Source organism: Pseudomonas sp. Pseusp49, assembly GCF_059491875.1.
Genome location: NZ_CP168514.1, coordinates 4,587,688 through 4,613,916 on the forward strand (window position 1 = coordinate 4,587,688; position 26,229 = coordinate 4,613,916).

At 60.7% G+C, this 26,229-nt stretch carries 20 protein-coding genes; 10 read left to right on the forward strand and 10 right to left on the reverse strand.

The window, feature by feature from the left end; all coding sequences use genetic code 11:
- Window positions 1-74: 74 nt before the first annotated feature.
- Window positions 75-1,217 carry a cell division protein ZapE gene (gene zapE / locus ACEN83_RS20500; RefSeq protein ID WP_495578245.1) on the forward strand — a complete coding sequence of 381 codons (1,143 nt, stop codon included), beginning with the start codon at window positions 75-77 and terminating at the stop codon, window positions 1,215-1,217.
- A 186-nt stretch (window positions 1,218-1,403) separates the two neighbouring features.
- Window positions 1,404-2,723 carry a leucine-rich repeat-containing protein kinase family protein gene (locus tag ACEN83_RS20505; RefSeq protein ID WP_495578246.1) on the forward strand — a complete coding sequence of 440 codons (1,320 nt, stop codon included), beginning with the start codon at window positions 1,404-1,406 and terminating at the stop codon, window positions 2,721-2,723.
- Between the two features lie 110 nt (window positions 2,724-2,833).
- On the opposite strand, the gene ACEN83_RS20510 is transcribed toward ACEN83_RS20505, so the two are convergent.
- Window positions 2,834-3,538: a YebC/PmpR family DNA-binding transcriptional regulator gene (locus tag ACEN83_RS20510; RefSeq protein WP_495578247.1), complete on the reverse strand. Its 705-nt coding sequence runs from the start codon at window positions 3,536-3,538 to the stop codon at window positions 2,834-2,836.
- 225 nt (window positions 3,539-3,763) lie between these two features.
- On the opposite strand from ACEN83_RS20510, the gene ACEN83_RS20515 reads away from it, so the two are divergent.
- Window positions 3,764-5,158, forward strand: coding sequence for a type VI secretion system Vgr family protein (locus ACEN83_RS20515; RefSeq protein ID WP_495580896.1), 1,395 nt, complete (start codon window positions 3,764-3,766; stop codon window positions 5,156-5,158).
- A gap of 67 nt (window positions 5,159-5,225) precedes the next feature.
- Here the strand turns inward: ACEN83_RS20515 and ACEN83_RS20520 are convergent, their stop codons facing one another.
- On the reverse strand, window positions 5,226-6,551 hold the full coding sequence (locus ACEN83_RS20520; RefSeq protein WP_007976973.1) for an MFS transporter: 1,326 nt from the start codon (window positions 6,549-6,551) through the stop codon (window positions 5,226-5,228).
- Between the two features lie 267 nt (window positions 6,552-6,818).
- Here ACEN83_RS20520 and ACEN83_RS20525 point away from each other — a divergent pair, with 267 nt between their 5' ends.
- Entirely contained in the window at window positions 6,819-7,691 is an 873-nt protein-coding gene (locus ACEN83_RS20525; protein ID WP_116581309.1) for a LysR family transcriptional regulator, read from the forward strand.
- Window positions 7,692-7,795: 104 nt separating this feature from the next.
- On the opposite strand, the gene ACEN83_RS20530 is transcribed toward ACEN83_RS20525, so the two are convergent.
- Entirely contained in the window at window positions 7,796-8,662 is an 867-nt protein-coding gene (locus ACEN83_RS20530; RefSeq protein WP_104447822.1) for a LysR substrate-binding domain-containing protein, read from the reverse strand.
- Window positions 8,663-8,771: 109 nt separating this feature from the next.
- Between ACEN83_RS20530 and ACEN83_RS20535 the strand changes: the two genes are divergently transcribed.
- From ACEN83_RS20535 to ACEN83_RS20545, 3 genes are all read left to right on the forward strand, one after another.
- Window positions 8,772-9,881, forward strand: a complete 1,110-nt coding sequence (locus ACEN83_RS20535) for a 2-aminoethylphosphonate--pyruvate transaminase (RefSeq protein ID WP_495578248.1) — start codon at window positions 8,772-8,774, stop codon at window positions 9,879-9,881.
- Between the two features lie 152 nt (window positions 9,882-10,033).
- The gene (gene phnX / locus ACEN83_RS20540; protein WP_102700637.1) at window positions 10,034-10,861 is read left to right on the forward strand and encodes a phosphonoacetaldehyde hydrolase; all 828 of its coding nucleotides are present in this window, start codon (window positions 10,034-10,036) and stop codon (window positions 10,859-10,861) included.
- 254 nt (window positions 10,862-11,115) lie between these two features.
- A complete protein-coding gene (locus tag ACEN83_RS20545) occupies window positions 11,116-11,676 on the forward strand; it encodes a cytochrome b (RefSeq protein ID WP_116581306.1) in 561 nt (186 codons plus the stop codon).
- A 122-nt stretch (window positions 11,677-11,798) separates the two neighbouring features.
- Here the strand turns inward: ACEN83_RS20545 and ACEN83_RS20550 are convergent, their stop codons facing one another.
- The 5 genes from ACEN83_RS20550 to ACEN83_RS20570 all read right to left on the reverse strand — a co-directional run bounded on the left by ACEN83_RS20550 (window position 11,799) and on the right by ACEN83_RS20570 (window position 19,561).
- A complete protein-coding gene (locus tag ACEN83_RS20550; RefSeq protein ID WP_495580897.1) occupies window positions 11,799-12,725 on the reverse strand; it encodes a 1-aminocyclopropane-1-carboxylate deaminase/D-cysteine desulfhydrase in 927 nt (308 codons plus the stop codon).
- 195 nt (window positions 12,726-12,920) lie between these two features.
- Window positions 12,921-14,960 carry an oxidoreductase gene (locus ACEN83_RS20555; RefSeq protein ID WP_116581303.1) on the reverse strand — a complete coding sequence of 680 codons (2,040 nt, stop codon included), beginning with the start codon at window positions 14,958-14,960 and terminating at the stop codon, window positions 12,921-12,923.
- A gap of 224 nt (window positions 14,961-15,184) precedes the next feature.
- The gene (locus tag ACEN83_RS20560; RefSeq protein WP_116581302.1) at window positions 15,185-15,571 is read right to left on the reverse strand and encodes a tautomerase family protein; all 387 of its coding nucleotides are present in this window, start codon (window positions 15,569-15,571) and stop codon (window positions 15,185-15,187) included.
- 47 nt (window positions 15,572-15,618) lie between these two features.
- Window positions 15,619-17,076, reverse strand: a complete 1,458-nt coding sequence (locus ACEN83_RS20565; protein WP_495578249.1) for a coniferyl aldehyde dehydrogenase — start codon at window positions 17,074-17,076, stop codon at window positions 15,619-15,621.
- Window positions 17,077-17,185: 109 nt separating this feature from the next.
- Window positions 17,186-19,561, reverse strand: coding sequence for a crotonase/enoyl-CoA hydratase family protein (locus tag ACEN83_RS20570; RefSeq protein ID WP_495578250.1), 2,376 nt, complete (start codon window positions 19,559-19,561; stop codon window positions 17,186-17,188).
- Window positions 19,562-19,700: 139 nt separating this feature from the next.
- Here ACEN83_RS20570 and ACEN83_RS20575 point away from each other — a divergent pair, with 139 nt between their 5' ends.
- Entirely contained in the window at window positions 19,701-20,666 is a 966-nt protein-coding gene (locus ACEN83_RS20575; RefSeq protein WP_495578251.1) for a LysR substrate-binding domain-containing protein, read from the forward strand.
- Between the two features lie 4 nt (window positions 20,667-20,670).
- Here ACEN83_RS20575 and ACEN83_RS20580 read toward each other — a convergent pair whose 3' ends face one another.
- Window positions 20,671-21,630, reverse strand: coding sequence for an AraC family transcriptional regulator (locus tag ACEN83_RS20580; RefSeq protein ID WP_256589972.1), 960 nt, complete (start codon window positions 21,628-21,630; stop codon window positions 20,671-20,673).
- Window positions 21,631-21,807: 177 nt separating this feature from the next.
- Between ACEN83_RS20580 and ACEN83_RS20585 the strand changes: the two genes are divergently transcribed.
- Together ACEN83_RS20585 and ACEN83_RS20590 are read left to right on the forward strand one after the other, a co-directional pair.
- Entirely contained in the window at window positions 21,808-23,394 is a 1,587-nt protein-coding gene (locus ACEN83_RS20585) for a GMC family oxidoreductase (RefSeq protein WP_495578252.1), read from the forward strand.
- A gap of 147 nt (window positions 23,395-23,541) precedes the next feature.
- Window positions 23,542-24,201 (forward strand): MarC family protein, encoded by a 660-nt coding sequence (locus ACEN83_RS20590; RefSeq protein ID WP_495578253.1) that lies wholly within the window; start codon window positions 23,542-23,544, stop codon window positions 24,199-24,201.
- Between the two features lie 204 nt (window positions 24,202-24,405).
- On the opposite strand, the gene ACEN83_RS20595 is transcribed toward ACEN83_RS20590, so the two are convergent.
- Complete coding sequence (locus ACEN83_RS20595; protein WP_495578254.1) at window positions 24,406-26,118, reverse strand: arylsulfatase; 1,713 nt, start codon at window positions 26,116-26,118, stop codon at window positions 24,406-24,408.
- Between the last annotated feature and the right edge of the window lie 111 nt (window positions 26,119-26,229).

Genomic DNA, 26,229 nt, shown 5'->3' on the forward strand with positions numbered 1-26,229 from the left:
AAATTCCCTCATCCGGTTAAACTGTGCCGCCCCGGCTCGGGGGAGCCTGCCCGCACACCAGAGGTGACATCTCAGTGGCCGTTCGACCACCCAATCGTTCGCGAATCAAATCGCGCTGGCAATCGTTGCGTCGTTTTCTCGGCAAGGCACCGGCTGCCGGCAACGCCGAGGCAGGCGAGGCAGGCGAGGCAGGCGAGGCTATCCACGACTACTTTCGTCACCAGGCCCACTCCCGGGGCTACACCCTCAGTCACAGCCAGCTACGCGTGATCGACTGCATGGCCCGGCATGCCTGCCTGTTGATGGACGCTTCGACACAAACCCTTCCCGGCCTTTACCTGCATGGCGCCGTGGGGCGCGGCAAGAGCTGGCTGCTCGACGGTTTTTTCCGGGCCGTTCCCCTCGCGCAAAAACAACGCCTGCACTTCCATCAGTTTTTTGCCCAACTGCACCAGGGCATGTTCGAGCATCGCGCACAGCCCGACGCCCTGGCGATCACCCTGGATGCCCTGCTCAGCGATTGCAGGGTGCTGTGTTTCGATGAGTTCCATGTGCACGACATCGGCGATGCGATGCTCATCACCCGGTTGTTCAAGGCACTGTTTCAGCGCGGCATCCTGTTGCTGGTCACCTCCAACTACCCGCCCGCAGGCCTGTTGCCCAATCCGCTGTACCACGCCCGCTTCAAACCGGTGATCGACTTGATCAATGCGCGCATGCAAGTCATGGAAGTCGGCGGTCCGCACGACTATCGCAGCCAGGTCCGCAGCCACGCACAACAGCTGTTCACCCAAGGCCATTATGTGTGGCCGGCCAGCGCGGTGCAGCGGCGCTCGTTGAATCTGCCGGATCGCAGCGCCCCGCCCCTTTCGCTCCCCGTAGGCACCCGGCATTTCCAGGCACGTTTGTGCGATGAGCGCCGCATCGGTTTCACTTTCGCCGACCTGTGCGAGCAGCCTGTGGCCGTGATGGATTACCTGGAGCTGTGCCGCCGCTTCGATCGCTGGATCATCGATGACCTGCCGCGGCTCGGTGAGTGTTCGATGGCCGCCCAACAGCGCTTCATCAACCTGATCGACGTACTGTACGACCAGGACAAGCACCTGACACTGCTCGCACAGCACGCCCTGCGCGAAAGCCTGGACGGTGATGCCATTGATCTGGCACGCACCCGCAGTCGACTGGGGCAACTGGTTGAAGTCAGCGAGCCGGCCTGAGCGATATTATTTTGTTGTATTGAAGGGCCTCTTCGCGAGCAAGCCCGCTCCCACATTGGAACGCGGTCAACTGTGGGAGCGGGCTTGCTCGCGAAGGCGGCCTGACAGTCGCCACATCTTTCCCGCTATCATGTCGCCCATTTCCAGGGCCACGCGTCCTCTCTTTGGCTAATGGCGAATCTGTTCATGCATACCCTTGCTCAATTGCGTGCCGGCGAGTTGTCAGGCATCACACGGCTGGATCTGGTCGACGACCTCACCGAATTCCCTCGGGAGATTTTCGATCTGGCGGACTCGCTGGAAGTACTCAACCTCAGCGGCAATGCCTTGAGCGCCCTGCCCGAGGACTTGCATCGCCTGACCCGCTTGCGCGTGCTGTTCTGTTCCGATAACCGTTTCACCGAGTTGCCGGCCTGCCTGGGCCAATGCGCCGCACTGACGATGATCGGCTTCAAGGCCAACCGCATCGCCCACGTACCCGCTGCGGCACTGCCACCGCTGCTGCGCTGGCTGATCCTGACCGACAACTGCATCGAGACGCTGCCGAGCGAGTTGGGAGAGCGGCCATTCCTGCAAAAGCTCATGCTCGCCGGCAACCGTTTGCACGCGCTGCCGAAATCCTTGCGTCAGTGCCATCGGCTGGAACTGATCCGCATCGCCGCCAACCAGATGACCGAGTTGCCGCAATGGTTGCTGGAATTGCCAAGCCTGACCTGGCTGGCGTACGCCGGTAACCCGCTGGAAACCGAAGCCGACGCCGCGGCCCTCGACGCGACACCGCGCATTGACTGGTCGGCATTGCGCCTGGAGAAAAAGCTCGGCGAAGGTGCGTCCGGGGTGATCCATCAGGCGGTCTGGCAACCGGCTGAGCAGCCGCCCATGGCCGTTGCGGTGAAGCTCTACAAGGGCGAAATGACCAGCGATGGTTCACCGCTGCACGAGATGAACGCCTGCATCACCGCCGGCCTGCACCCGAACCTGATCCGCGTCGAAGGGCGGATTGTCGATCACCCGCAGCAAACCGCCGGGCTGGTGATGCAACTGATCGCACCGAGTTACCGCAACCTCGCCGGACTGCCGAGCCTGGCGTCGTGCAGCCGCGACATCTACCCCGACGACTTGCGTTTCAGTGCGGCCGTGGCGCTGCGCATTGCCTCGGGCATTGCCTCGGTGGCCGAACACCTGCACAGCCATGGCATCACCCACGGCGACCTCTACGGGCACAATATCCTGTGGAATGAACAGGGAGATTGCTTGCTGGGGGACTTTGGCGCGGCATCCTTCCATGCGACTTCCGACACTTTGGAAAGCCGTGCCTTGCAGCGGATTGAGGTGCGGGCGTTCGGGGTGTTGCTGGGGGAGTTGCTGGCACGGATCGACTCGGGGTTGAGCGATGAACGGCGTGGGGGGCTGGAAGATCTGGAGCGGCGTTGCTGTCAGCCGCAGGTGCTGGCGCGGCCGGGGTTTGAAGCGATCGTTCAGGAATTGGCTGGGCTCAAGAAATAAATACAGGACCTGTGGCGAGGGGGCTTGCCCCCGTTCGGCTGCGAAGCAGCCGTCGCTTTTGGGACGGCTTCGCCGTCCAACGGGGGCAAGCCCCCTCGCCACAAGTCAGATCAACCCGCCAAGCCGACAAACATATCCTGCACGTCGTCATGGTTATCGAGGCCTTCGAGGAACGCCTCGACTTCGGCCATCTGCTCGTCGCTCAGGCCGCTGACCGGGTTTTTCGGCTGGTAGCCCAGTTTGGCCGACAGCACGGTGAAGCCTTGTTCCGGCAGGGCTTTCTGTACTGCGTCGAGGTCGGTCGGTTCGGTCAGGAACAGGGTTGCACCCTCTTCACCCGGTTCGAAATCCTGTGCACCGGCTTCGATGGCGGCCATTTCCGGATCGGCGTCCGGGGAGTCCGGCGACGCTTCGATCATCCCGACATGGTTGAAGTCCCAGGCCACCGAACCGGAAGCGCCCAGTTGGCCCTTGCGGAACGCCACACGGATTTCGGCCACGGTGCGGTTGATGTTGTCGGTCACGCACTCGACGATCAACGGCACCTGATGCGGGGCGAACCCTTCATAGGTCACGCGATGGTATTGCACGGTCTCGCCCAACAGGCCCGCGCCCTTCTTGATGGCGCGATCCAGTGTTTCCTTGGGCATCGAAGCTTTCTTGGCCTGTTCAACGACCAGGCGCAAGTGCGCGTTGGTCGCAACATCAGCGCCGTTGCGCGCAGCAATGGTGATTTCCTTCACCAGTTTGCCGAAGATCTTGCCCTTGGCATTGGCTGCCGCTTCTTTGTGTTTAACCTTCCACTGTGCGCCCATTTCTCACTCTCTTATCTGTGACATCTGTGGCGTCGAGACAACCATTGGCCGACGCTTTGCGCAAGTTTATACGGCCTAAAGTTGGCAATCGACCAAAAAATCCCGACTGGCATCGACATCTTCACCAGCGGTTGTAGGGGGATTCTGAAATGCCGCTTTGGCCTGTCCGCAATGCGCCGGGGTTTCGTACGCTTTGCACCCTATTCAACGGCGGCAGCGTGTTCGATGCACAACGACAAGGAAAGTCCCACCACCCTGACGCTTCTCGATGACGACCTGAGTTTCCAGGTGGTCCGGTTCAGCGGTCACGAAGCACTCAACCAGCCCTATCGATTCGACATCGAGGTTATCGGCCTGGCACCGGCCTTGAACCTTGAACGATTGCTGCACCAGCCGGCGTTCCTCGAATTCGGCCACGACCAGGGCCTGCATGGCGTGCTGCACAGCGCCGGGTGTGAACATCGAAGCGCACACCGGGTCGCTTACAAACTGGTGCTGGTGTCCCGTCTCCAGGCGCTGGAGCAGCAACGCCGCCGACGGGTTTTCCAGCGCGCCAGCGTGCCCATGATCCTGCGCCAGTTGCTCGAGGAACATGGGCTGCCCGCCAGCAGTTATCGCTTTGAACTGGCAACCGGGCACTATCCCCTGCGCCCGTTTTGCATTCAGTACGAAGAAACCGACCTGGCGTTGTTGCAACGACTGTGCGAGGAAGAAGGCATCCACTACCACTTCGAGCATCAACGCGACGGCCATGTACTGGTGTTGGCCGATGACAGCCTGAGTTTCCCCCAGGAGCCGCTGCTCATGCCGCTGCGCAGCGACGCACTCGACGATCATCACCAACCTGCGATCAGCGAATTGTTCCAGCGCCATGATGCCTCGCTCCCCCCTGTGCGCCCAGGTGCGAGGAATCCCGGTGCAGCGGACATCAGCGACGGCGCAGCCAATCACTCGTTCACCACTCACGAACAGCAGCATCGCGACCAGCTCAGCCGGCGACAGCTGGAACGCCTGCGGTGCCGGCACCTGCAAATACACGGTCAAAGCAACCTGGGAGCATTACGCAGCGGCCGGATCGTGCAGGTGGCCGGCCATCCCCTGGCGAACTTCAACGATCAATGGCTGGTGACCGAAACAAGCCATCAGGGGGGCCAGCCATCGATTCTGCTCGACGACTCAGCGGGCATGGCCCTGGGTTATCGCAATCAATTCAGCGCCATCCCCTGGTCCACGGTGTTCAGGCCCGCGCTGAAACAACCCCGGCCGAGCATTCCCGGGTATCAGCCCGGCCGGGTGGGCGGCCCTGTCGGACAGCCGCCGACTGTGGACGAGGATGGCCGGATTCGAGTGATCCTCTGGCCTGCCACAGATTCAGCCACAGAGTCGTTGTCCAGTGGTCTTTGGCTGCCCTTGGCGCTGACCACGGCCGAGGACTGGATCGATCCGTCCCGCTTGCCCGTGGCCGGCAGTGAAGTACAGGTGATTTTCCTCGACAGTGACCCGGATCGCCCGGTGCTCTGTACGGCGTTGGGCCCTCGGCCACAACCTCTGAATCCACCGCCCCGTGAGCCCCGGGGCGATACCCGCCTGCTGTTCGACTGGCTGCTCCACCGTCCTTGAGCATGATCGCGGTCCACAGCCCGGTATAAACGCCGCCGATGTACACATCGGCGACGAGGAACAGGACTCAGGTTCGCAGGGGTTTGATGTTCATCGCCCGATCGGGCGCGCAGGGATGCTTGGTTTTCAGGCCGCCGGGGCGGCTGTTCCAGTGCGGGATCAGCACCAGCGCCGAGAACATCGCGCAGCCGGCGAAGACAATGAATACGGTGACCGAGTCGAAGTAACCCGGCAACAATCCGCCGAGCACCGCCCCGACGGAACCGCAACCGTTGACGAACCCGGCCGCCGTCGCACCGGCCTTGGCCGTGCCGAAATCGATCGCTGCCGCGCCGCTGATCATCGAGTCCGGCCCGTAGAGGGTCAGCCCCATGACGAACAAGAGCGCCACCACCAGGACCACACTGCCGGTATGCAGGGCGCCCATGAACAATGCCAGAGTCACGGTGAGTGCCAACAGACTGAGTACGCAAGCCGGCATGCGTCGGGCGCCGAACAGTTTGTCCGAGGCCAGGCCGATCATGATCGGCCCGAGCAACCCGGCCAGCTCGAACGAAGTCGGAATGATCGCCGCACCGACCTTGCCCACCGAAGGCATCTGTTCGAAGACAATCACCGGCCCCCACAGCAGAATCGCGTAGCGCGCCGGTTTCAGCATGAAGTACGCCAGCCCCAGTACCAGTACCGTGCGGTTGCGCAGGATTTCCTTGAGTGGCACCCAGATACTGATTTTGCTTTGGGCAAGGGCTTCTTCAGCGGTCAGTTCGGGTTCCGGCTCCACAGCCGGCAAGCCGACGTCTTCAGGTTTGTTGCGCTGGAAAATAAAAAACAGCACGGCGACCAGCCCAACCACCGCCGCACTGGAAACAAACGCCGCATGCCAGGTGCCGATGAGCGTATACGCCCACCAGCCGGCAAACGGCGAGGCCACGAGCCCGCCAAAGGCGTAGCAGGAACTCCACAGGCCCAAAACCCGCCCGCGCTGTTCGGAGGGAAAGAAACTGCCCAGGTTCTTGCACAATCCCGACCAGCCGGTGGACTGCGCCAGGCCTTGTATCAGCATGCAGGTAGCAAAAATCGGTAACGTCGCAAAGTTGCCCATCACCAGCGCCGCGCCAGCGGAAATCAGCAACCCGCCGAGCACCACCACCCGCGGCCCGAAGCGGTCGGCCAGTATGCCCCAGGTGAACTGCCCCACGGCGTAAGCCGTCAGGTAGATGGCATCGAGGTTGGCCATGGCCATTTTGTCGAGCATGAAGGTCGGGTCTTCGGCGATGCCGAGTTTGGCCACCGAGAAGGCTTTGCGGGTGAAGTAGAAAGCGGCGTAGGCGAGCCAGGTGATCGCGAAGATCTGCACGCGCCAACGCTTGATGGTGCCGATGTGCTTGTTCATTGTGGTTCTGACCTCAGGGTGTGAGTGTGCCGGCAGAATTGGAAGCAAACGCCTGTTTTTTTATTGTTGAGCACTGCGATATCGCCCTGTCCCTACGGCGGATACCGGTCAGATGAGTCCTGTTTTGCACGCCCAGGCTCATGGCACCCGCTGCGGTTCGACTGACCGGTCAGCGGGGCTGAGAGTGATAAAAACAATTACTGTTTAATAAGTGAAATCGATTTATCGTATTTCCAAAATAAGCTTTGCTTGTTACTGGAGATATCGATGTCGGTTTCCCACGCCCAACTCAAAGCGTTCCATGCCGTTGCGGTACATGGAAGCTTTACCAAAGCCGCCGAGCGGCTATTTCTGACGCAGCCGGCGATTTCCGACCAAGTGCGCAAACTTGAAGAGCGCTACGGTGTTTTGCTGTTTCACCGCAACAAACGTTCGGTGCGCCTGACCGATCTGGGCGAACGCCTGCTGAGCGTTACCCAGCGGCTTTTTGTGATTGAGGCCGAAGCCCAGGAACTGCTGCAGGATTCCCAGGCCCTGCAGACCGGCAGCCTGATTCTGGCGGTGGATGCGCCGGTGCACGTGCTGCCGCAGATTGCCCGATTCTGCGAACGCTACCCCGGCATCAGCGTGAAGATCGAAACCGGCAACACCGATGAGTCGCTGTTTCGACTGTTCAACTATCAGGCCGACCTGGCGTTGCTGGGCCGTGATGTCAGTGACGAACGCCTGATTTCCCTGCCCCTGCGCAATGACCCGATGGTGGCGTTCGTGTCGCGCAATCATCCGTGGGCCGACCGTGAATCCATCACCCTCGCCGACCTCGATGACACACCGCTGGTACTGCGGGAAATCGGTTCGGTGACGCGCCAGACCCTGGAGGAGGAAATGGCCGGTGCAGGGCTGCGCATTCGTCCGGCGATCCAGGTTGAAGGTCGGGAAGCCGCTCGTGAAGCGGTGGTGGTCGGGATTGGCATCGGCGTGGTGTCGGCGGCCGAGTTCGGCGCCGACTCACGGGTGTGCGCCTTGCCGATTACCGATTGTAAACGCCGCCTGACGGAAACCCTGGTGTGCTTGCGCGAGCAGAGTTCGCGGCGAATCGTGGCGACGTTTCTCGAGATGGTGCGAGAAAGCCTCGACTAACCCTCTGTAGGAGCTGTCGAGTGAAACGAGGCTGCGATCTTTTGATCTTGAAAGTCAAAGGATCGCAGCCTCGTTTCACTCGACAGCTCCTACAAGGGAATGGGTCAATTCAGATTCGGCGCCAACCCGAAAAAAGCCTGAATCAACCGCAAATCCCGCCGCCGCTCCATGCACCCGATCATGTGCCGGTTCACCAACCCCTCGCCAATGATCGGCACCGCCGCCACGCGCGGGTCGTGGCTGACTTCCACCGACGACACCACCCCCACCCCCAGTTCGGCGGCCACCGCCTCGGTCACCGCTTCGCGGCTGTCCAGTTCCAGCAACACCCGCGGATTGACCCTGGCCTGGGCGCAAGCCTCATCAAAGGTGCGCCGGGTAATCGAACTCGGTTCGCGCAGCACCATGATCACCTGATCCAGTTCCTTGAGCTGCACGCCATTGGTCTTCTGCGCCCAAGGGTGCCCGTCAGGCACCAGTGCACAAATCCGTGATTCGTTCAGTGCCTGCAGATGCAAGCCCTTGCGCGGCTCGACTTCGGTCAGCACCGCGACGTCGGCATGTTCGGACAGCAGCGCCGCCAGGGTTTCCTGGGCGTTGCCCAGGCGCAGGTTCACCGTGATCCCCGGATAGCGCGCGCGCAGGCTGGCAAGCATCGGCATGACCATGTGCGGACCGTCCGCCGCCACCTCCAGGCGCCCGGTCAGCAACTGCCGGTTGGCTTCGAGCATCACCTGCGCCTCCTCGGCCAGGCCGAACATCGCCCGGGTGATCGCCGCCAGCTTGGTGCCCTCCTCCGTCAGTTCCACACGTCGGGCGGTGCGGCGCAGCAGGGTGATCTGGTAGTGCTCTTCCAGCGCCTTGATGTGCCCGGTGACCGCCGGCTGGCTGATGAACAGCCGCGCCGCCGCCCGGGTAAAGCTGCCTTCCCGGGCCACGGCATCGAAGGCGCGGAGCTGAAACAGGTTCATGAATAACCCTCACTGATGGCTGGCATAACAACAAACAATTTGATTGATAGCACGGCAAATTGCAATTTAAGCCCCGTAGCTTCATCCCATCGAATGCGAGGACACGAACATGAGTGCTGCCGAACCCATCCTGCTCACCCCCGGCCCGTTGACCACTTCGGCCCGCACCCGTCAGGCGATGATGATCGACTGGGGTTCATGGGATGACCGCTTCAATCAACTGACCGCCAGCCTCTGCGAGCAATTGCTGGCGATCGTCAACGGCGCCGCGACCCACCACTGTGTACCCTTGCAAGGCAGTGGCACCTTCGCCGTCGAGGCCGCGATCGGCACCCTGGTGCCTCGCGATGGCAAGGTCCTGGTACTGATCAACGGCGCCTACGGCAAACGCCTGGCGAAAATCTGCGAAGTGCTGGGCCGTTCCTTCAGCACCTTCGAAACCGCCGAAGACGAACCGACCACCGCTGCCGACGTCGACCGCCTGCTGCGCGCCGACAACGGCATCACCCACGTCGCCCTGATTCACTGCGAAACCAGCACCGGCATCCTCAATCCGTTGCCGGAGATCGCCCAGGTCGTGGCGGGACACGGCAAGCGCCTGATCATCGACGCCATGAGTTCCTTCGGTGCCTTGCCGGTGGACGCGCAACAAGTGCCGTTCGATGCCCTGATCGCCGCCTCGGGCAAATGCCTGGAAGGCGTGCCAGGCATGGGTTTTGTCTTCGCTCGCAAAGAATCCCTGGCCAGCGCCGCCGGCAACTCGCATTCGCTGGCTATGGACCTGCAGGACCAGCACGCCTACATGGCCAAGACCGGCCAGTGGCGCTTCACCCCGCCGACCCACGTGGTCGCGGCGCTGCACGAAGCCCTGCTGCAATACAACGAAGAAGGCGGCTTGCCAGCCCGGCACGAACGCTACGCCGCCAACTGCCAGGCACTCATGGAAGAGATGGGCAACCTGGGGTTGCGCAGCTTCCTGCCGGCTGCCATTCAGGCGCCCATCATCGCCACCTTCCACGCCCCGCAAGATCCTCGCTACCAGTTCAAGGAATTCTACGAGCGGGTCAAGGCCAAGGGTTACATCCTCTACCCCGGCAAACTGACCCAGGTCGAAACCTTCCGCGTCGGCTGCATCGGACATGTGCAACCGGCCGAGATGCGCGAAGCCGTGGCCGCGATTGGCGAGGTGTTGCGCGAGATGGAAGTGCTGGAGATCTGACCCACACCGCATTCCCCTGTGGGAGCGGGCTTGCTCGCGAAGACGGACCGACATTCAACGTAGATGTCGGCTGACACACCGCTTTCGCGATCAAGCCCGCTCCCACCAAAAGCAGCTTCCCTATTAGCCAGTTGCCACAGGACTTGATCACCATGAACTACTCCAACCCAAGCAAACTCCAGGCCGCCATCCTCGACTGGGCCGGCACCGTGGTCGACTTCGGCTCCTTCGCCCCGACGCAGATTTTCGTCGAGGCGTTCGCCGAGTTCGACGTCCAGGTGTCCATCGAAGAAGCCCGTGGCCCGATGGGCATGGGCAAGTGGGACCACATCCGCACCCTGTGCGATCTGCCGGAAGTTGCCGAGCGCTATCGCAAAGTCTTCGGCCGCACACCGACCGACGACGACGTCACCGCGATTTACCAGCGTTTCATGCCGCTGCAGATCGAGAAAATCGCCGAACACTCGGCGCTGATTCCGGGCGCTCTGGAGACCATCGCCAACCTGCGCGAGCAAGGGATCAAGATCGGCTCCTGCTCCGGTTATCCGAAACAGGTCATGGACAAGGTGGTCGAACTGGCTGCCACCAACGGCTATGTGGCCGATCACGTGGTAGCCACCGACGAAGTCCCGAATGGCCGCCCATGGCCCGCCCAGGCACTGGCCAACGTCATCGCCCTGGGCATCGACGATGTTGCCGCGTGCGTGAAGATCGATGACACCGTGCCAGGCATTCTCGAAGGTCGCCGCGCCGGCATGTGGACCGTGGCGCTGATCTGCTCGGGCAACGCCCTGGGCCTGGATTACGAAGGTTATCGCGCGCTGGGCAGCGACCAACTGGACAGCGAGCGCAAGCGTATCCATGGGATGTTCGAAGATTCGCGCCCGCACTACATGATCGACACCATCACCGATCTGCCGCAAGTGATCGCCGACATCAACAAGCGCCTGGCCAACGGCGAAATGCCGCAATCAAGCTAAAAACCGCACCGCTCTTGTAGGAGCTGCCGCAGGCTGCGATCTTTTGATTTTCGGCGTCATTGGGGACCTGAAGATCAAAAGATCGCAGCCTGCGGCAGCTCCTACAGGGGCCGATACGTTTTTGCCGTCAATTACCTGATCCAGAGCATCCAGCGATCAATCACCTCAGGCAAACCCGGTGAAACAGGATTACAGTAAAGGCACACCGTCGGACAAGAGCGGTGGCTTTAAACCGGACCTCTGAGGAACACCGAATGCCGTGGAAAAACTCTGCCTCGCGCTACAGCACCGTATCGATCACGCTGCATTGGTTGATGCTGGTCCTGCTGGCGTTGGTTTATGCCTGTATCGAGTTTCGCGGGCTCTTTCCCAAGGGCAGTGGCGGGCGAACACTGATCGTCGAATCACACTTCATGCTCGGCCTGACCGTATTCGTCCTGGTCTGGCTGCGATTGTTCGCACGCAGTCTCGGCCCGGCGCCGCAGGTCTTCCCCGCCTCGCCGCCCTGGCAAACGACGCTGGCCAGGCTGATGCACTGGGCGCTGTACATTTTCATGATCGTCACGCCGATTCTCGGCTGGCTGGTCACCAGCGCCAAAGGCAACCAGGTGATGTTCTACGGTTTCGACCTGCCGATGCCCATTGCGGAAAACAAGGACCTGGCCAAACAACTCCAGGACTGGCACGAGCTCGGCGGCACTATCGGCTATTGGCTGATCGGCCTGCATGCCGTGGCCGCGCTGTATCACCATTATGTGGTGGGCGATAACACCTTGCTGCGGATGATGCCCAAGAGCGTGAACCGCGACTCCTGAAACCAATGAATTCAAATGTGGGAGCGGGCTTGCTCGCGAAGGCAGTGTGTCAGGCAATACAAAATTGACTGATCCTCCGCTTTCGCGAGCAAGCCCGCTCCCACACTGGATCGCAGCGCCGCTCAGTTTTTTGATTTCAATCCCCGCCGCCCCTGCAAGCCGCCGGTGTGGATGAAGATCAGTCGCGTGCCCGGAGCGAACTTGCCTGCAGTGACTTGTTGCTCGAGGGCCATGAGCGCTTTGCCGGTATACAGCGGTTCCAGGGGTACGCCGCTGGCCTGCCCGGTCTTTTCGATGAACTCAAGCAGCAGCGGATCGACCTTCGCGAAGCCGCCGCGACTGGCCTCAAACAGCTCATACGCCGCATCGACCACACCGGCTTCCTGCACGATCCGCTCGACCAGCTGCGCCACCCCATGATCGTCAGGCACCGCCAGGGCACCGTACACCGGGTGATCCCCCGCTTCGGCGAGTACCAGGCCTGCCAGCGTCGTGCCGGTTCCGCAGGCCAGCCACCAGCCGTCGTAATCACTCCAGCCTAATCCAGTCAGTTGCGCACAAACCTGCGCCCGCAACTGCATGCACCCTCGTGCGCCGGGTAATCCGCCTCCACCTTCAGGCACCGGATGCAAAGTCGGATACTGCGTTTGCCATGGCTGCCAAAAACCGGCCTCGTGTCGCGCCCGATAGCCGCCGTAACCCAGCCAGTGCAACTGCATGCCAAATGCCTGCAAATCCCTCACGGTCGGCGTTTCCTGAGGATGCCCGCGCAACAGGCCGACAGTGGCAAAGCCGAAACGCCTGCCCGCCGCCGCCAGGGCGTGGAGGTGATTGGAATGCGCGCCACCGAGACTGATGATGCCTTCTGCACCGAGGCGGTCGGCGGCCTTCAGGTGCTCGATGAGCTTGAACCATTTGTTGCCGCTGATCAGCGGATCGATCTGGTCCAGACGCAGGATCGCCACTTCGATGCCGGCGTGGGTGAGCCAGTCAAGTTGAAGGGGTTCGAGGGGAGCCTGGGGTAGCCAGGTGTCGGGAGGGAGAAGCATCAATGCCGGCTCTGGGTGAAGAGCCGGCATGTTATCACCTGATTTGTGGCGAGGGAGCTTGCTCCCGCTCGGCTGCGCAGCAGGCGCAAACCCGGAACACTCGATGTACCGGACTAACCGATTTGGGGCCGCTTCGCGGCCCAGCGGGAGCAAGCTCCCTTGCCACAGGTTGTGTGTGAGCCCAAACGATGCGTATTACAACTCCGCCGCCAACCGCGAACCCTGATTGATCGCCCGCTTGGCATCCAGCTCTGCCGCAACATCCGCGCCGCCGATCAGGTGCACGCTCTGCCCTGCCGCCACCAGGCTTTCATGCAACTCACGCAACGGATCCTGCCCGGCGCAAATCACGATGTTGTCCACCGGCAGCACCTGCGGCTCGCCGGTTTCGCCGATGCGGATGTGCAGGCCTTCGTCGTCGATCTTCAGGTATTCAACGCTGTTGAGCATCTGTACCTGCTTGTTCTTCAGACCCGTGCGATGGATCCAGCCGGTGGTCTTGCCCAGGCCGTCGCCGACCTTGGACTTCTTGCGTTGCAGCAGGAACACCTCGCGGGCCGGCGCATGGGGCGCAGCCTTGATACCGGCGACACCACCGCGTGCCTCAAGGTGCGTATCGATGCCCCACTCCTTCCAGAACGCGGCGCGGTCCTGACTGGTGGCGACACCTTCATGAACGAGGAACTCGGAGACGTCGAAACCAATACCACCGGCACCAATCACCGCGACACGCTTGCCGACCGGTTTGCGCTCAAGGATCACATCCAGGTAGCTCAGCACCTTGGCGTTTTCCACGCCAGGAATCGCCGGCACGCGCGGCGCAATGCCGGTGGCCAGGATGATCTCGTCGTAGCCGCCCTCGACCAGCTGTGCCACGTCGACGCGGGTGTTCAGGCACACTTCGACATTGGTGGTCTGCAGCTTGCGGTTGAAGTAGCGAAGGGTCTCAAAGAACTCTTCCTTGCCCGGAACGCGCTTGGCGATGTTGAACTGACCGCCGATTTCGCTGGCCGAATCAAACAGCGTCACCTGATGGCCCCGCTCGGCCGCCACGGTCGCGGCGGACAAACCGGCAGGGCCGGCACCGACCACGGCGATTTTCTTCAGTTGCTGCACGGGCAGGTAATTGAGTTCGGTTTCGTGGCAGGCACGCGGGTTCACAAGGCAACTGGTCAGCTTGCCGCCAAAGGTGTGATCGAGGCAGGCCTGGTTGCAGCCGATGCAAGTGTTGATTTCATCGGCGCGACCTTCAGCGGCCTTGTTGACGAAATCCGGGTCGGCGAGGAATGGCCGCGCCATGGACACCATGTCGGCATCGCCCTCGGCCAGGATCTGCTCGGCGACTTCTGGCGTGTTGATGCGATTGGTGGTGATCAGCGGAATATTCACCGAACCCCGCAGCTTGGCCGTGACCTTGCTGAACGCCGCACGCGGCACTTTGGTGGCGATGGTCGGAATCCGCGCTTCGTGCCAGCCGATACCGGTGTTGATGATGGTCGCACCGGCCTGCTCAATGGCCTTGGCCAGTTGAACGATCTCTTCCCAGGTGCTGCCGCCTTCGACCAGGTCGAGCATCGACAGACGGAAAATGATGATGAAATTCGGGCCGACCGCTTCACGCACGCGGCGAACGATTTCCACCGGCAGGCGCATGCGGTTTTCATAGCTGCCACCCCAGCGGTCGGTACGGTGGTTGGTGTGGGCGGCGAGGAACTGGTTAATGAAATAACCTTCGGAGCCCATGATTTCCACACCGTCGTACTCGGCGGTTTGCGCCAGTACCGAGCAGGTGACGAAATCGCTGATCTGCTTCTCGATGCCTTCCTCGTCCAGCTCCTTGGGTTTGAACGGATTGATCGGCGCTTGAATGGCGCTGGGTGCAACCTGTTTCGGGCTGTAGGCATAACGACCGGCGTGGAGGATCTGCATGCAGATCTTGCCGCCTGCGTCATGAACGGCACGGGTGACGATACGGTGCTTGAGCGCCTCTTCTTCGGTCGTCAGCTTGGCCGCACCGGAATACACGCCACCTTCGTCGTTGGGGCCGATGCCGCCGGTGACCATCAGGCCGACACCGCCACGGGCACGTTCGGCAAAGTACGCCGCCATGCGTTCGAAACCACCCGGTTTCTCTTCAAGGCCCGTGTGCATCGAGCCCATCAGGGTGCGATTGCGCAGCGTGGTGAAACCCAGGTCCAGCGGAGCCAAAAGGTGCGGGTATTGAGCGGCGGTCATCGGTAACTCCACATCGATCGATCACGGAAAGTGCAGGAGCTCTGTGGCCCCCGTCAGTCATGTTCGACAGACTAAGAGCCGCGACACCGTCGCTCAATGACCGTAACTGACAACTTAATGATCGAAATGTGCAGCAACAGGGAGTGACTGGGAAATAGCTGCTACACCCGCGGATGCCCAACAAGCGCGAAAATGCGCAAATGTTTTCGTCGCAGCGAAGCGTGTCAGGCCACTTCAGGGGGCTGTTCCGGCTCCGGAAAAATATGACCGCCTTCCATGGCCCATGAAGCGGGAATGTCGACCACTGCCACGACCACTGCATTCGCATCGGCCCCGGTGACGGCCATGTAAACCTCGGTGATTGCGCGCAGGATGGCGTGGCGCGTCGCTTGTGGTCGTCCTGCACGGATCTGGCCGCGGATTATCGCGGGGGCCGCGACTTGGCCGGCGGTGAATGCGCTTCCCGCTTCAAGCTCCTTGAACAGCACGTGCACATAGCTGGCCGGCGCGCCCGTCTCCTGGGTGTGAATGGATGTGATGGACTCGGCCAGCGATTGGCGTTGACGCTCGCTGAGCGTTCCCTTGACGGTCTGGCATTCATAGAGGGGCATGGAAAACTCCTTTGAAGACGTTATGCAACAGTCAGGTACACAGGGCTTCAGCCCTTCAACTTGATGATCAGTTCGATCAGCTTGTTGGGCTTGAGCGGTCCCTTGTCGTAGGGCGGCAGCATCATCCTGGTGGCGGCGAAGAAGCCCTGACGATAGACAGGGCGCATTTTGGAAAAGGTCTGAAAGCCTTCGTAACCGTGGTAATGGCCCATGCCGCTGGCGCCGACGCCGCCGAAGGGCATGTCGTGCTGAGCCACGTGCAGCAGCGCGGTGTTGATGCATACGCCGCCCGACATGATGTGGGTCACGTAGTAGTCCTGCAGGGCGCGGTCCCTGGTGAAGGGATACAGCGCCAGTGGCCTGTCGTGCTGGTTGACATAACCAGCCACGTCTTCGCGGCTGGTGTAGGTCTTGACCGGCAGCAGCGGGCCGAAGATCTCGCGCTGCATGATGACCATGTCGTCGCTGACGTCGAATACCAGGGTCAGCGGGAATTTTCGCAGGGTCTTGTCCGGCGTCTGGTCGGGGAAAAGATTGACCACCCGCGCGCCCTTGGCCACAGCGTCATCCAGCGTGGCCTGCATGCGGTCATAGGCGCGCTGGTCGATCATGGACGTGTAATCGGCATGATTGATGTCGGGGTAGCGCTCGGCTATTACCCGCTGGGCTTCGCGTTCGAAGTCCGCCTCGGAGCCGGCGGGAATGAAGACGTAGTCTACGTTGGTGCAGATCTGTCCCGCGTTGAAGGCCTTGCTCCACATGATGCGATCGACGGCCAGGGTCATCGGGAAATCCGGCGCGACCACAGCGGGTGATTTTCCGCCCAACTCCAGTGTCACCGGGGTCAGGTTGCGCGCAGCATTCGCCATCACGGCGCGGCCGGTCTGACCCGAGCCCGTGAAGAAGAGATGGTCGAAGGAGATCGAGGAGAAAGCCGGGCCCACCGAGCCATTGGCGCCGCTGTCTTCGAAGAACTGAAGCTGTTGCGGCGGGAAATATTTCGGTGAGATGGACATCAGAAGACGCGTCAGATTGTTCGAGTTTTCCGACATCTTGACCATCGCCCGGTTGCCGGCGGCGAAGATGGCGGTGAGTGGCCCGAACGACAGCAGCAGCGGAAAGTTCCAGGGTACGATCACGCCGACCACGCCCAGCGGCTGGGGAATGACACGGTTGCTGGAGGTGGGGTAGACCATCAGATCGATGTGGCGTTTCTGCGGTTTCATCCACTTCTTCAGGTGCTTGATGGTGGACTTGATGTCTCCCAGCACGACGAAAAACTCGGCGAACAGCGTCTCGAAGGTGGAGCGGTTGCCGTAGTCCTGGTTGATCGCTTCGATCAGTGCCTGGCGGTTGTCTTTCAGCATCCGCGCCAACTTCTTGAGGTCTTCCACGCGCTGGGCATGGCTGCGCTCGGGCATGGCAAGGTAGGCGGCGCGTTGGTGCTCGAAGCAGGATTGCATGGCAGGGGGAACGATGGGCTGGGCAATGTTCAGGGCACTCATGCCGAGTTCCTTGTGTAGTGATTGAAAGGCGGCAAATGGGTTTGGCTACGCTTGTCGCGCAGCCGCCCCCCCTTCTATTGCAAAGGATTCAATGCCTCAGGTGTGGCGCTCACGCGTCCTTGAAGTTCGGCGCTCGTTTTTCCAGGAAGGCTGCAGCGCCTTCCTTGAAGTCTTCTGCGCCGGTCAACCGGGCGACTTCACTTAGCAGAGTTGCAAGCGCCGCCTCGGGGCCTTTTTCACGGGCCAGGCGCACCGACGCAAGCGCTGCCTTAACACCGGACGGTGAGTTCTGCGCAATCAGCCGTGCGAATTCGAAAGCGCGCGTCATCAGCTGGCTCTGCGGGACGACTTCTTGCACCAGCCCCATCCGGCAAGCGGACTGAGCATCGAACTCCTCCGCCGTCAGGATGTAGCGAAGCGCATTACCGAGACCGATTTTTGCCGGCAAGAACACGGTGGCCCCCCCGAACGGGAACAAGCCGACTGCCACCTCGCGTTGAATGAACGTGACATCTTGCGCGGCGATGACAATGTCCGCCGCTGCCGCCAGCTCCACCCCAAGGTTCATGCACTTGCCATGAACGGCAAGGACCACCGGTTTGCTCCGGCGGCGAACGGTCGGGTCGATTTCGAGCATATCCACCAGCGATGGATCGCCGATACGCAACTCTCCACGTGCGGCGAGAGGCGCAGAGCTGACGATGTCCATGCCCGAGGTAAAGAGCAGGCCATTGGCATGCAACACCGCACAACGCAGGCCTGGATCGTCTTCGTAGATCGCCATGGCCTTGGCCAGGCCGATGAACATGTCGCGGTCGAAGGCATTCATCTTGCGCGGACGGTCCAGGCAGATCGACAGCACATTACCGTGGCGTGTGATGACCACCCGATCCTCGAGGCGGTCGCCGGACACGGCGAGGGTTTCACGTTTTTCGCGCTCGCGCAGTACCAGGATCCGCCGCAGGATTTTCCCTGCAGGTGTTTTTGGAATGGCGTCGATGAATTCGATGTCGCGCAGCTTTTTATAGGGGGTTACACGCTGGGCGACGAAGTCGATCAGTTCGGCTTCGGTCACAGGTGAGCGCAGCACAACGAAGGCTTTGGGCACCTCACCGGATTCGGTGTCAGGGCTGGGCACGACGCCGGCATCGGCCACCGCCGGGTGCATCAACAACACACTTTCGAGTTCGACCGGGCTGATCTGGAAGCCTTTGAACTTGATGAACTCTTTGGCGCGGTCGATGATTCGCAGATTGCCGTGCTCATCGATCCGGCCTACATCTCCGGTTCGCAGCCAGCCCTGCGCATCGATCGTTTCGGCGGTTGCCGCCGGATTGTTGAAGTAGCCGAGCATCACGTTGGGACCGCGTATCAGCAACTCGCCATCCGCACCTGGCGCCACGTCCTGGTTGCCGCCGATTTCCACGACCCGCACCTCAATGCCATGCATCACCCGGCCGACCGAACCTTCGGCCTCTTTCGGCATGCCTGGCTCGGAAACAGCGCCGGTGGTGGTGGATTCGGTAAGGCCCCAGCCGTTGAGCACCGGTACTTTCAATCGATCGGCGGCGCTCTTCAGCAGCTCGGCACTGATGGGCGAGGCACCGGAGATGGCCAGGCGCAGGCTCGACAGGTCGAAGTGATCGACCAAAGGATGCTTGGCAAACTGCAACACAACGGGCGCAACGACCGGAGCGACAGTGATTTTGTAGTCCTGAATCACGCGCAAAGTCACTTCCAGGTCGAGTGCGGGCAGCACGATCAAGCACGCGCCCTGAGAAAGCGCCGAGCCTATGAAGCTGGTCTGTCCATAGATATGGAAGAACGGCAGCGCCGCCAGGATGGTGTCGGACCGGCGGAAAACCTGGGCGGCGGTCACCTGCTCGGTCGCCGCAACGTAGTTGCGATTGCTGAGCATCACCGCCTTGGGGAAGCCGCTGGTGCCACTGGAGAACATCAGGGCCAACAGGTCTTTTTGCAGATCACGGCAGCGCTCTTCGGCCAGAGGCTTGCCCTCCAGCAACGAGGAAAACGGCGTGAGGCCCGCGGACTCACCCAGCACGAAAATGTCTTTCAACGGCAACGTGATCAAGGTGTCACGCAGCCGTTCGAAGACTTGCGGGGTGACGATCACACGCGTGGCCCCCACCAGCTTGAGGAGTTCTCGCACGTCCTCCGGCGAGGACATGGGATTGAGTGTGGAGTACACGCCGCCGGCGAAGGCTATACCGTACAGAGCCACCGGGAACCAGATGCTGTTCGGCGCGATGATGGCGGTGACCTCCCCAGGCTCCAGACCACGCTCGATCAGATTGCCGGCAAGCACACGCACATGCCGGGACAGTTCGGCATAGGTGAGCTGTTCACCGCTCAGCCCGTCGATCAACGCCGGGTTGTCTGCGTAGCGTTGGATTCGCTCCAGAAATAGCCCGGCGAAGGAACCGACAGGTACTTCCAAAGGCCTTTGCGACAGAAATGAATTCATGTATTTACCCCGCTCGTGGTATTGGTCATCGCATGTTCCGAGGCACGTTGGTGCGCCTTAGGGGTCATCGACTCGTGAACCACAGTACGAGCGGGGTCGTGAGCTCGACAAACGACATTGGTTTTACTTGGATGACAAAATGTCACGTGAAAAGAAGATCCTCATCCCTGCGGAAAGCGTGCGACAGCTGCCCGCGCTCAATGCTTTTGAAGCCGCTGCGCGGCTGGGCTCCTTTCAAGAGACCGCGACGTTCCTGCACCTGACGCCTTCGGCGATCAGTCACCAGGTTCGAAGGCTGGAAGGCGTATTGGGTGTGGCGCTTTTTGTTCGACGCAATCGGCAAATCGAATTGACCGAAAGCGGGCGCAAGCTGCAGCTGCACGTCAGCCGGGGGCTGGCCGAGATCTCTATCGGGCTTCAGGCGGTCAAACAAGCCAGTGACACCAGCCCATTACGCATCAGCGTGGCGCCCAGTTTCGCGGCTACCTATCTGAGTGCGGGCATGGCGCAGTTCGAACGTGAGAACCCGGACATCACCGTGCATATGGAGTTTTCATCCAGGGTGGCCGATCTGGAAGCCCGCGAGCTGGACATCGCCATTCGCCATACCACGCAAACCCGATTCAACGTTTTTTCCGAAAAACTGGCAGATGTATCCGGTGCGCCTGTCTGTGCACCGCAAATAGCGGCAAGACTCGTTGCCGGGGAACGTATCGAGAGTATCCCTCGCATTGCGCTAGCCCAAGCGCCTGGGGTCTGGACGCTTTGGAATCAAGCCGCCGGACGCATGAATATCCCGCCACAGCGTGAGCTGCTTTTTGAAAATCTGAGTGATGGCCTGCAGGCGGCCATTGACGGTCACGGATTGATGATGGCTCCGCTGGGGCTTATCGAAAAGCACCTGAAGAATGGCCAATTGGTCCTGCCTTTCAAGGAGAGGCTGGAGCGAGTGTCTGCCTACCGCCTGCTGTGTCTCAATGGCAATGAGATGTCTCCCAAAGTCTTGCGGCTGCGGCGCTGGTTAAAGGCTGTGATTCGCAAAAGCAGCCATTTCGGCGACGGTCTCGATGTCGCCAGCCATCAGGTCCCGCGCGAAGATCGATAACCTTTCATTCGAACAACTGACGGCGCCTGGCTCCCGGCGACATGGAAAACCAGCGCTGGCAAGCGCGATTGAACACGCTCTGTTCGCTATAGCCGAGCAGACCGGCAACCTGGGACATCGGCATGTGCCGCTCCGCCAGATAGTGATCGGCACGGTCACGCCGCAGGCTCTCGACTATTTCATCGAAGCTTCTCCCCTGCTCGGCCAGCCTTCGCTGCAACATACGCACGTGCATGCCCAGTTGCTCGGCAATCAATGGCAAACGGCAACGCTGTATCGGCATCATGCGCAAGACCAGGCGCTCGACCTGGCTGACAACATCCGACGTCGCTTGCAAGTCGAACTGCTGGAAATACTGTTCCAGTGCGCGATGCAGGTAGGGGGCCTGCTGTTCAATCCGCTGATTGAGTTGTTCGTCACGAAGTACCAGGGCGTTGCAGGATTGGCCGGTGCACACCGCGGTTTTGAAATAGCGCCGGTACCGTGCCTGAGCCGCTGGGTGATTGGCGGAAAACAGAACCGCCTGGGCAACGAAGTTGTCGCCATACAGCAGCTTCATGCCGTTATGCGCCACCCCCATTGCCAGCTCCACCATTTGCCGTCGCGGGGTCGGTCCGGACAGGCGGATGTCGATCAACAGGCGCGGCGCGTGGTTCTCGCTCAGGTCCAGATCAAGCTGGATGCCCGGGCTGTGGTAGCCGATAAAACGGATGATTTGCTCCAACGCCTCCCCTGCCGTTGCGCACGTTCGAGCGATGACCGCAATCGGCCCCAGGACGTGCAAGTCCTGGTACTCGGCCATGCGCAGGCCAAAGTCAGGGCAATCGAGCTCTCGTGCGGCAAACTCCAGCAGCCCGACCAGCGAACGCAACGGAACCCGTGCCTCCTCGTCCATCAGCACGTCCGGATGGATGCGGAAGCGCTCGAGCATAAGGTCGGCTTGCCCGCCAAGCTGGCTTGCCACCTCACGGAATCCGGTAAACGAGCTTGTTCTGATCAATGTAGTCATGTCGTCAAAGATCAAATAATTGGCATGAGAGGTCAATTATTTTCTAACGCCTTCAGCCAACAATCGGTCCCGGGTACCTTTGTTGCTTCCTGGTGAAGCAGCCCCTGTTCGCTCGCTCGGGATCATTGTGTGATGGAATTCGACTACGTAATCATTGGTGCCGGTTCAGCCGGTTGTGTCCTGGCCAACCGCTTGAGTGCAAATCCCGATATCACGGTATGTTTGCTGGAGGCCGGTCCGGAAGACCGCTCGCCATTGATCCATGCCCCGGTGGGGGTCGCGGCGATCCTGCCGAGCCGACACGTCAATTGGGCATTTCACACAGTACCGCAGCCCGGCTTGAACGGACGTCGCGGCTACCAGCCACGCGGCAAGGTACTGGGCGGAAGCAGCTCGATCAACGGCATGGTGTATATCCGTGGCCACCACAGTGACTTCGACGATTGGCAGGCGCTGGGCAACCCCGGCTGGTCGTTCGCCGATGTACTGCCGTACTTTCGCAAGAGTGAGATGAGCCACCGCGGCGCATGCGACTACCACGGGGCGCAGGGCGAACTCTATGTCGGCAAGAACCCGATGCATCCCGTCACGCAAGCGTTCATCGAAGCGGGGCAGATGGCCGGACACCGCCACAATCCCGACTTCAATGGCGTCGACCAGGAGGGCGTTGGCCAGTTCGATGTGACGATCCGCAACGGTCGGCGCTGGAGCACGGCCACCGCGTTCCTCAAACCGGTTCGACACCTGCGCAAGAACCTCACGGTGCTGACTTCGGCTGCGGCCGAACGCATTGTGCTCGAAGGCAAAAAAGCCGTCGGTGTCGAGCTGCGTCTCAAGGGCAATCGCCAGACCATCAAAGCACGCCGGGAAGTCCTGCTCAGTGCCGGTTGTTTCGGCAGCCCACAATTGCTGATGCTCTCGGGGATTGGCCCGCAAGAGGAACTCAAACCCCAAGGCATCACGGTGCAGCACGAACTGCCCGGTGTCGGGCAAAACCTGCAGGACCATCCGGATGTCGTGCTCAGCTACAGGAGCCAGGATACGTCATTGATGGGTGTCTCCCTGCGCGGCAGTGTGAAGATGGGCAAGGCCTTGATCGACTATGCCCGTCATCGGCGCGGCCCTTTTGTGAGCAACTTCGCCGAAGGTGGCGGCTTCCTGAAAACCGATGCCAAACTTGCACGCCCGGATATCCAGCTGCATTCGGTGATCGCGATGATCGACGACCACAACCGCAAACTGCACTGGGGTCACGGCTTCAGTTGCCACGTCTGCGTGTTGCGGCCCAAGAGCATCGGCAGTGTCGGTTTGCAATCAAACGATCCGAACGCCCCACCGCGCATCGACCCGAACATTCTCGGGCATGACGACGATGTCGAGACCCTGCTCACGGGCTACCGCATGACCCGCAACATCATTCAACAAGCACCGATGGCGCGTTATGGCTTGAAGGATATGTTCAGCGCGGGCTTGTACGGCGATGAACAGCTGATCGAACTGTTGCGCCAGCGTACCGACACCATTTATCACCCGGTCGGTACCTGCAAGATGGGCAACGACGAGCATGCGGTGGTGGACAGCCAATTGCGTGTGCATGGCATCGAGGGGCTGCGGGTGGTGGATGCCTCGATCATGCCGACGCTGGTGGGCGGCAACACCAACGCCGCTTCAATCATGATCGCCGAACGCGCAGCGGACTGGGTGTCCGCCAGCAGGTGATCGTGCTGTCGAATCGACCTTCGGCGTTACTGCCGCAGGTCAGCGGTTTCGCTACACAGGTTCCGGACAGTGCGGCAGTGGTTTGAGGTGATTTGTTCCTGATCAGCTAAGGTAACTGGGTCGACCACCCGTTTGGGCAGATCAGCAATGAACTCATACCTCACCCTGTTCTTCGGTATGTTCACAACCCTGCTGGCAATCATCAACCCACTGGAGGCCATTCCGGTATTCCTGGGTCTGCTGCAGGGCAAAGACTCTGCCGAACAGCGCCGCGTTGCACGCAGAGCCTGCCTTTATGCGCTGCTGTTGATGTTTTTCTTTTTGATTTTCGGCAACCTGCTGCTGCGTTTGTTTGAAGTTCCGCTGAGTATGATTCGGGTGGTCGGCGGGGTGATCCTGATGCGGATCGGGTTCGAGCTTTTTGCGCCCTCGCCCGACAGCAGCCTGATTCCAAGCGGTGGCAAAGGCGACGAGGACGTATCTTTCATCCCCATGGCCATGCCGATCATGTTCGGCCCCGGCGCCATTGCCACGGTGATCGGCCTGACCAGCACCATCAAGGACTCCGACCGCGCCGTACTGTCCTTCGCCGTCGTGGCGCTGGCAATCTGCGCCACCATGCTGGTCACTTACCTCTCTTTGGCCTACGCCAACACCATCCTCAAGAAGATTGGCCCGCAAGGCATCGATGCCGCGACCCGCATCGTCGGTTTTTTCGTTTCGGCGATGGGCGTGGGGCTGATCTTTCACGGGACGGTGGAGTTTCTGCAGTCCTATGGGGTGTTACTCAACGGTGTAACGAAGTAGGACTGAAAGCTCTCCCGCAAAAAAACGGGCGCCTGTGTGGGTAATGTCAGTCAGTTAAGGAGATAAACCTGTAGGAGCCGGCTTGCTGGCGATTGCGCAGGTACAGTCGACACAATTGTCGTCTGATCAAGCGCTATCGCCAGCAAGCCGGCTCCTACAGTGATTGCCGTTTTCTCACGCCTAACTGATCGGCCTTACGCCTGTTTAATCGTGTCCGTTATGACCACTCTGCCGCATGGCTTTGAGAATGCCGTCCAGGTTGTAGGTTTCCGGCGCCTGCATGGGCGGGAAGTCCTTGTACGACATCAACTCCTTCTCCCAGAGCAATTGTCCGATCGGCAGCATGTTCCAGTTGTAGATATAGGCGTTGCCCGGTGAGCCCAAGGCACCGCCATAGCCGGTGATGGACTTGGCGTCGGCACCGACGGTTGTTTCAAAGGGGTCGCGCTTGAGGTTGAGCAGTTGGGTCCAGTGGAAAGTGGTCGCGCCATACAACCCGCCCGTCGCGGTATCCGGCACCATGGTGTAGTACATCTTCCAGTTCTTGTAGCGCACTGCCGAAGGTTGCGAGCCGGTGTAGTAGAAAAAGGTGTCGCGCGCCGACTTGTCGGACTTGCCGGTCAGGTAATCGGTTTGATCCACACCATCGAGCTTGGTCTTGACGATGCCGGGATAATTGCCCGCCATGATCTGCTCGTTCAGCTCATTGCCCTTCTTGCCGCCAGCGATACTGACCAGTGTCGGCACCCAGTCGAGCGAGGCAAAGATGTCGGTCATGATCGTGCCTGGCTTGATCACCCCAGGCCAGCGCATGACCAGCGGAGCGCGCATGCCACCTTCCCAGGTGGTCAGCTTGCCGCCCTTGAACGGGGTCGTGCCGCCGTCGGGGAAGGTTATGGTTTCCGCGCCGTTGTCGGTGGTGAAGACGACTATGGTGTTGTCCAGTTGGCCCATGTCCTCGAGTTTCTTCAGGACATATCCAATGTTGTCATCCAGTTGTTTCATGCCCGCTTCGTTGGTGCCCCAGTCTTTTCCGCCGGGCTCTCCGACCATGGCGTCATACTTGGGTGGCAGCACCGTGGTGATGTGCATGCGTGCCGGGTTGTACCAGACGAAGAAGGGTTTACTGGTCTTCTTCGGATCGTTGCGGTCAAGGAAGTCGATGACCTTGGCGGAGATTTCTTCATCCACGGACTTCGAACGTTCCAGCGTCAGTGGCCCTTCGTCCTTGCACGTGGTGTTCTTTTGCGTACCGTCGCTGGAGACGCAGGACATGACCGGACGAGGTGGCGTCAGGCAGGTACCTTCCCGCGGATCGATGGCGCCAGGCACGTCCGGCAGTCCGTTGATCGGTGTGGCCTTGCAGGGTGGGGCTATGCCCTGCACCTGGGGCGTCTTGTTGATGTCGACAAAACTCACGCCCTGCATCGCATCGAGGTGATAGAGGTAACCCCAGAATTCCTGGAAGCCGTGGGATGTCGGCAGCGCTTCGAAGTTGTCGCCCAGGTGGTTCTTGCCGAACTCACCGGTGGTATAGCCCAGATCCAGCAGGAACTTGGACAACGCAGGTGTGCCAGGGCGCAGCCATGACGGGCTGCCGGGCAATTGCGGTGGGATCATGCCGGTACGCAGCGGGTGCATCCCGGTAAAAAAAGCATTGCGCCCCGCCGTACAACTCTGCTCGGCGTAGTAGGTCATGAATTTCGCGCCTTCCTGGGCGATGCGGTCGATATTCGGCGTTTCACCCACCGCCAGGCCCTGGTGATAGATGCTCGGCTGCATCCAGCCGATGTCATCGGCCATGATGAACAGGATGTTGGGTTTCTTGTCGGCCGCTTGAGTCACTGTCGACAGGCTGGCTGCACCGGCAAGACTGCTTAACGCCAATCCCGTCAGTACAAGTTTTCTCAGTTTCATGAACTTGATCCTCTTCCAGTTGATTCACATAACTACCCATCTCGGATACGTCGTGCTCTCATCTCTCAAGGCTCAAAAACTTCAACTGCCCCATCCTTAATACTGACGGTC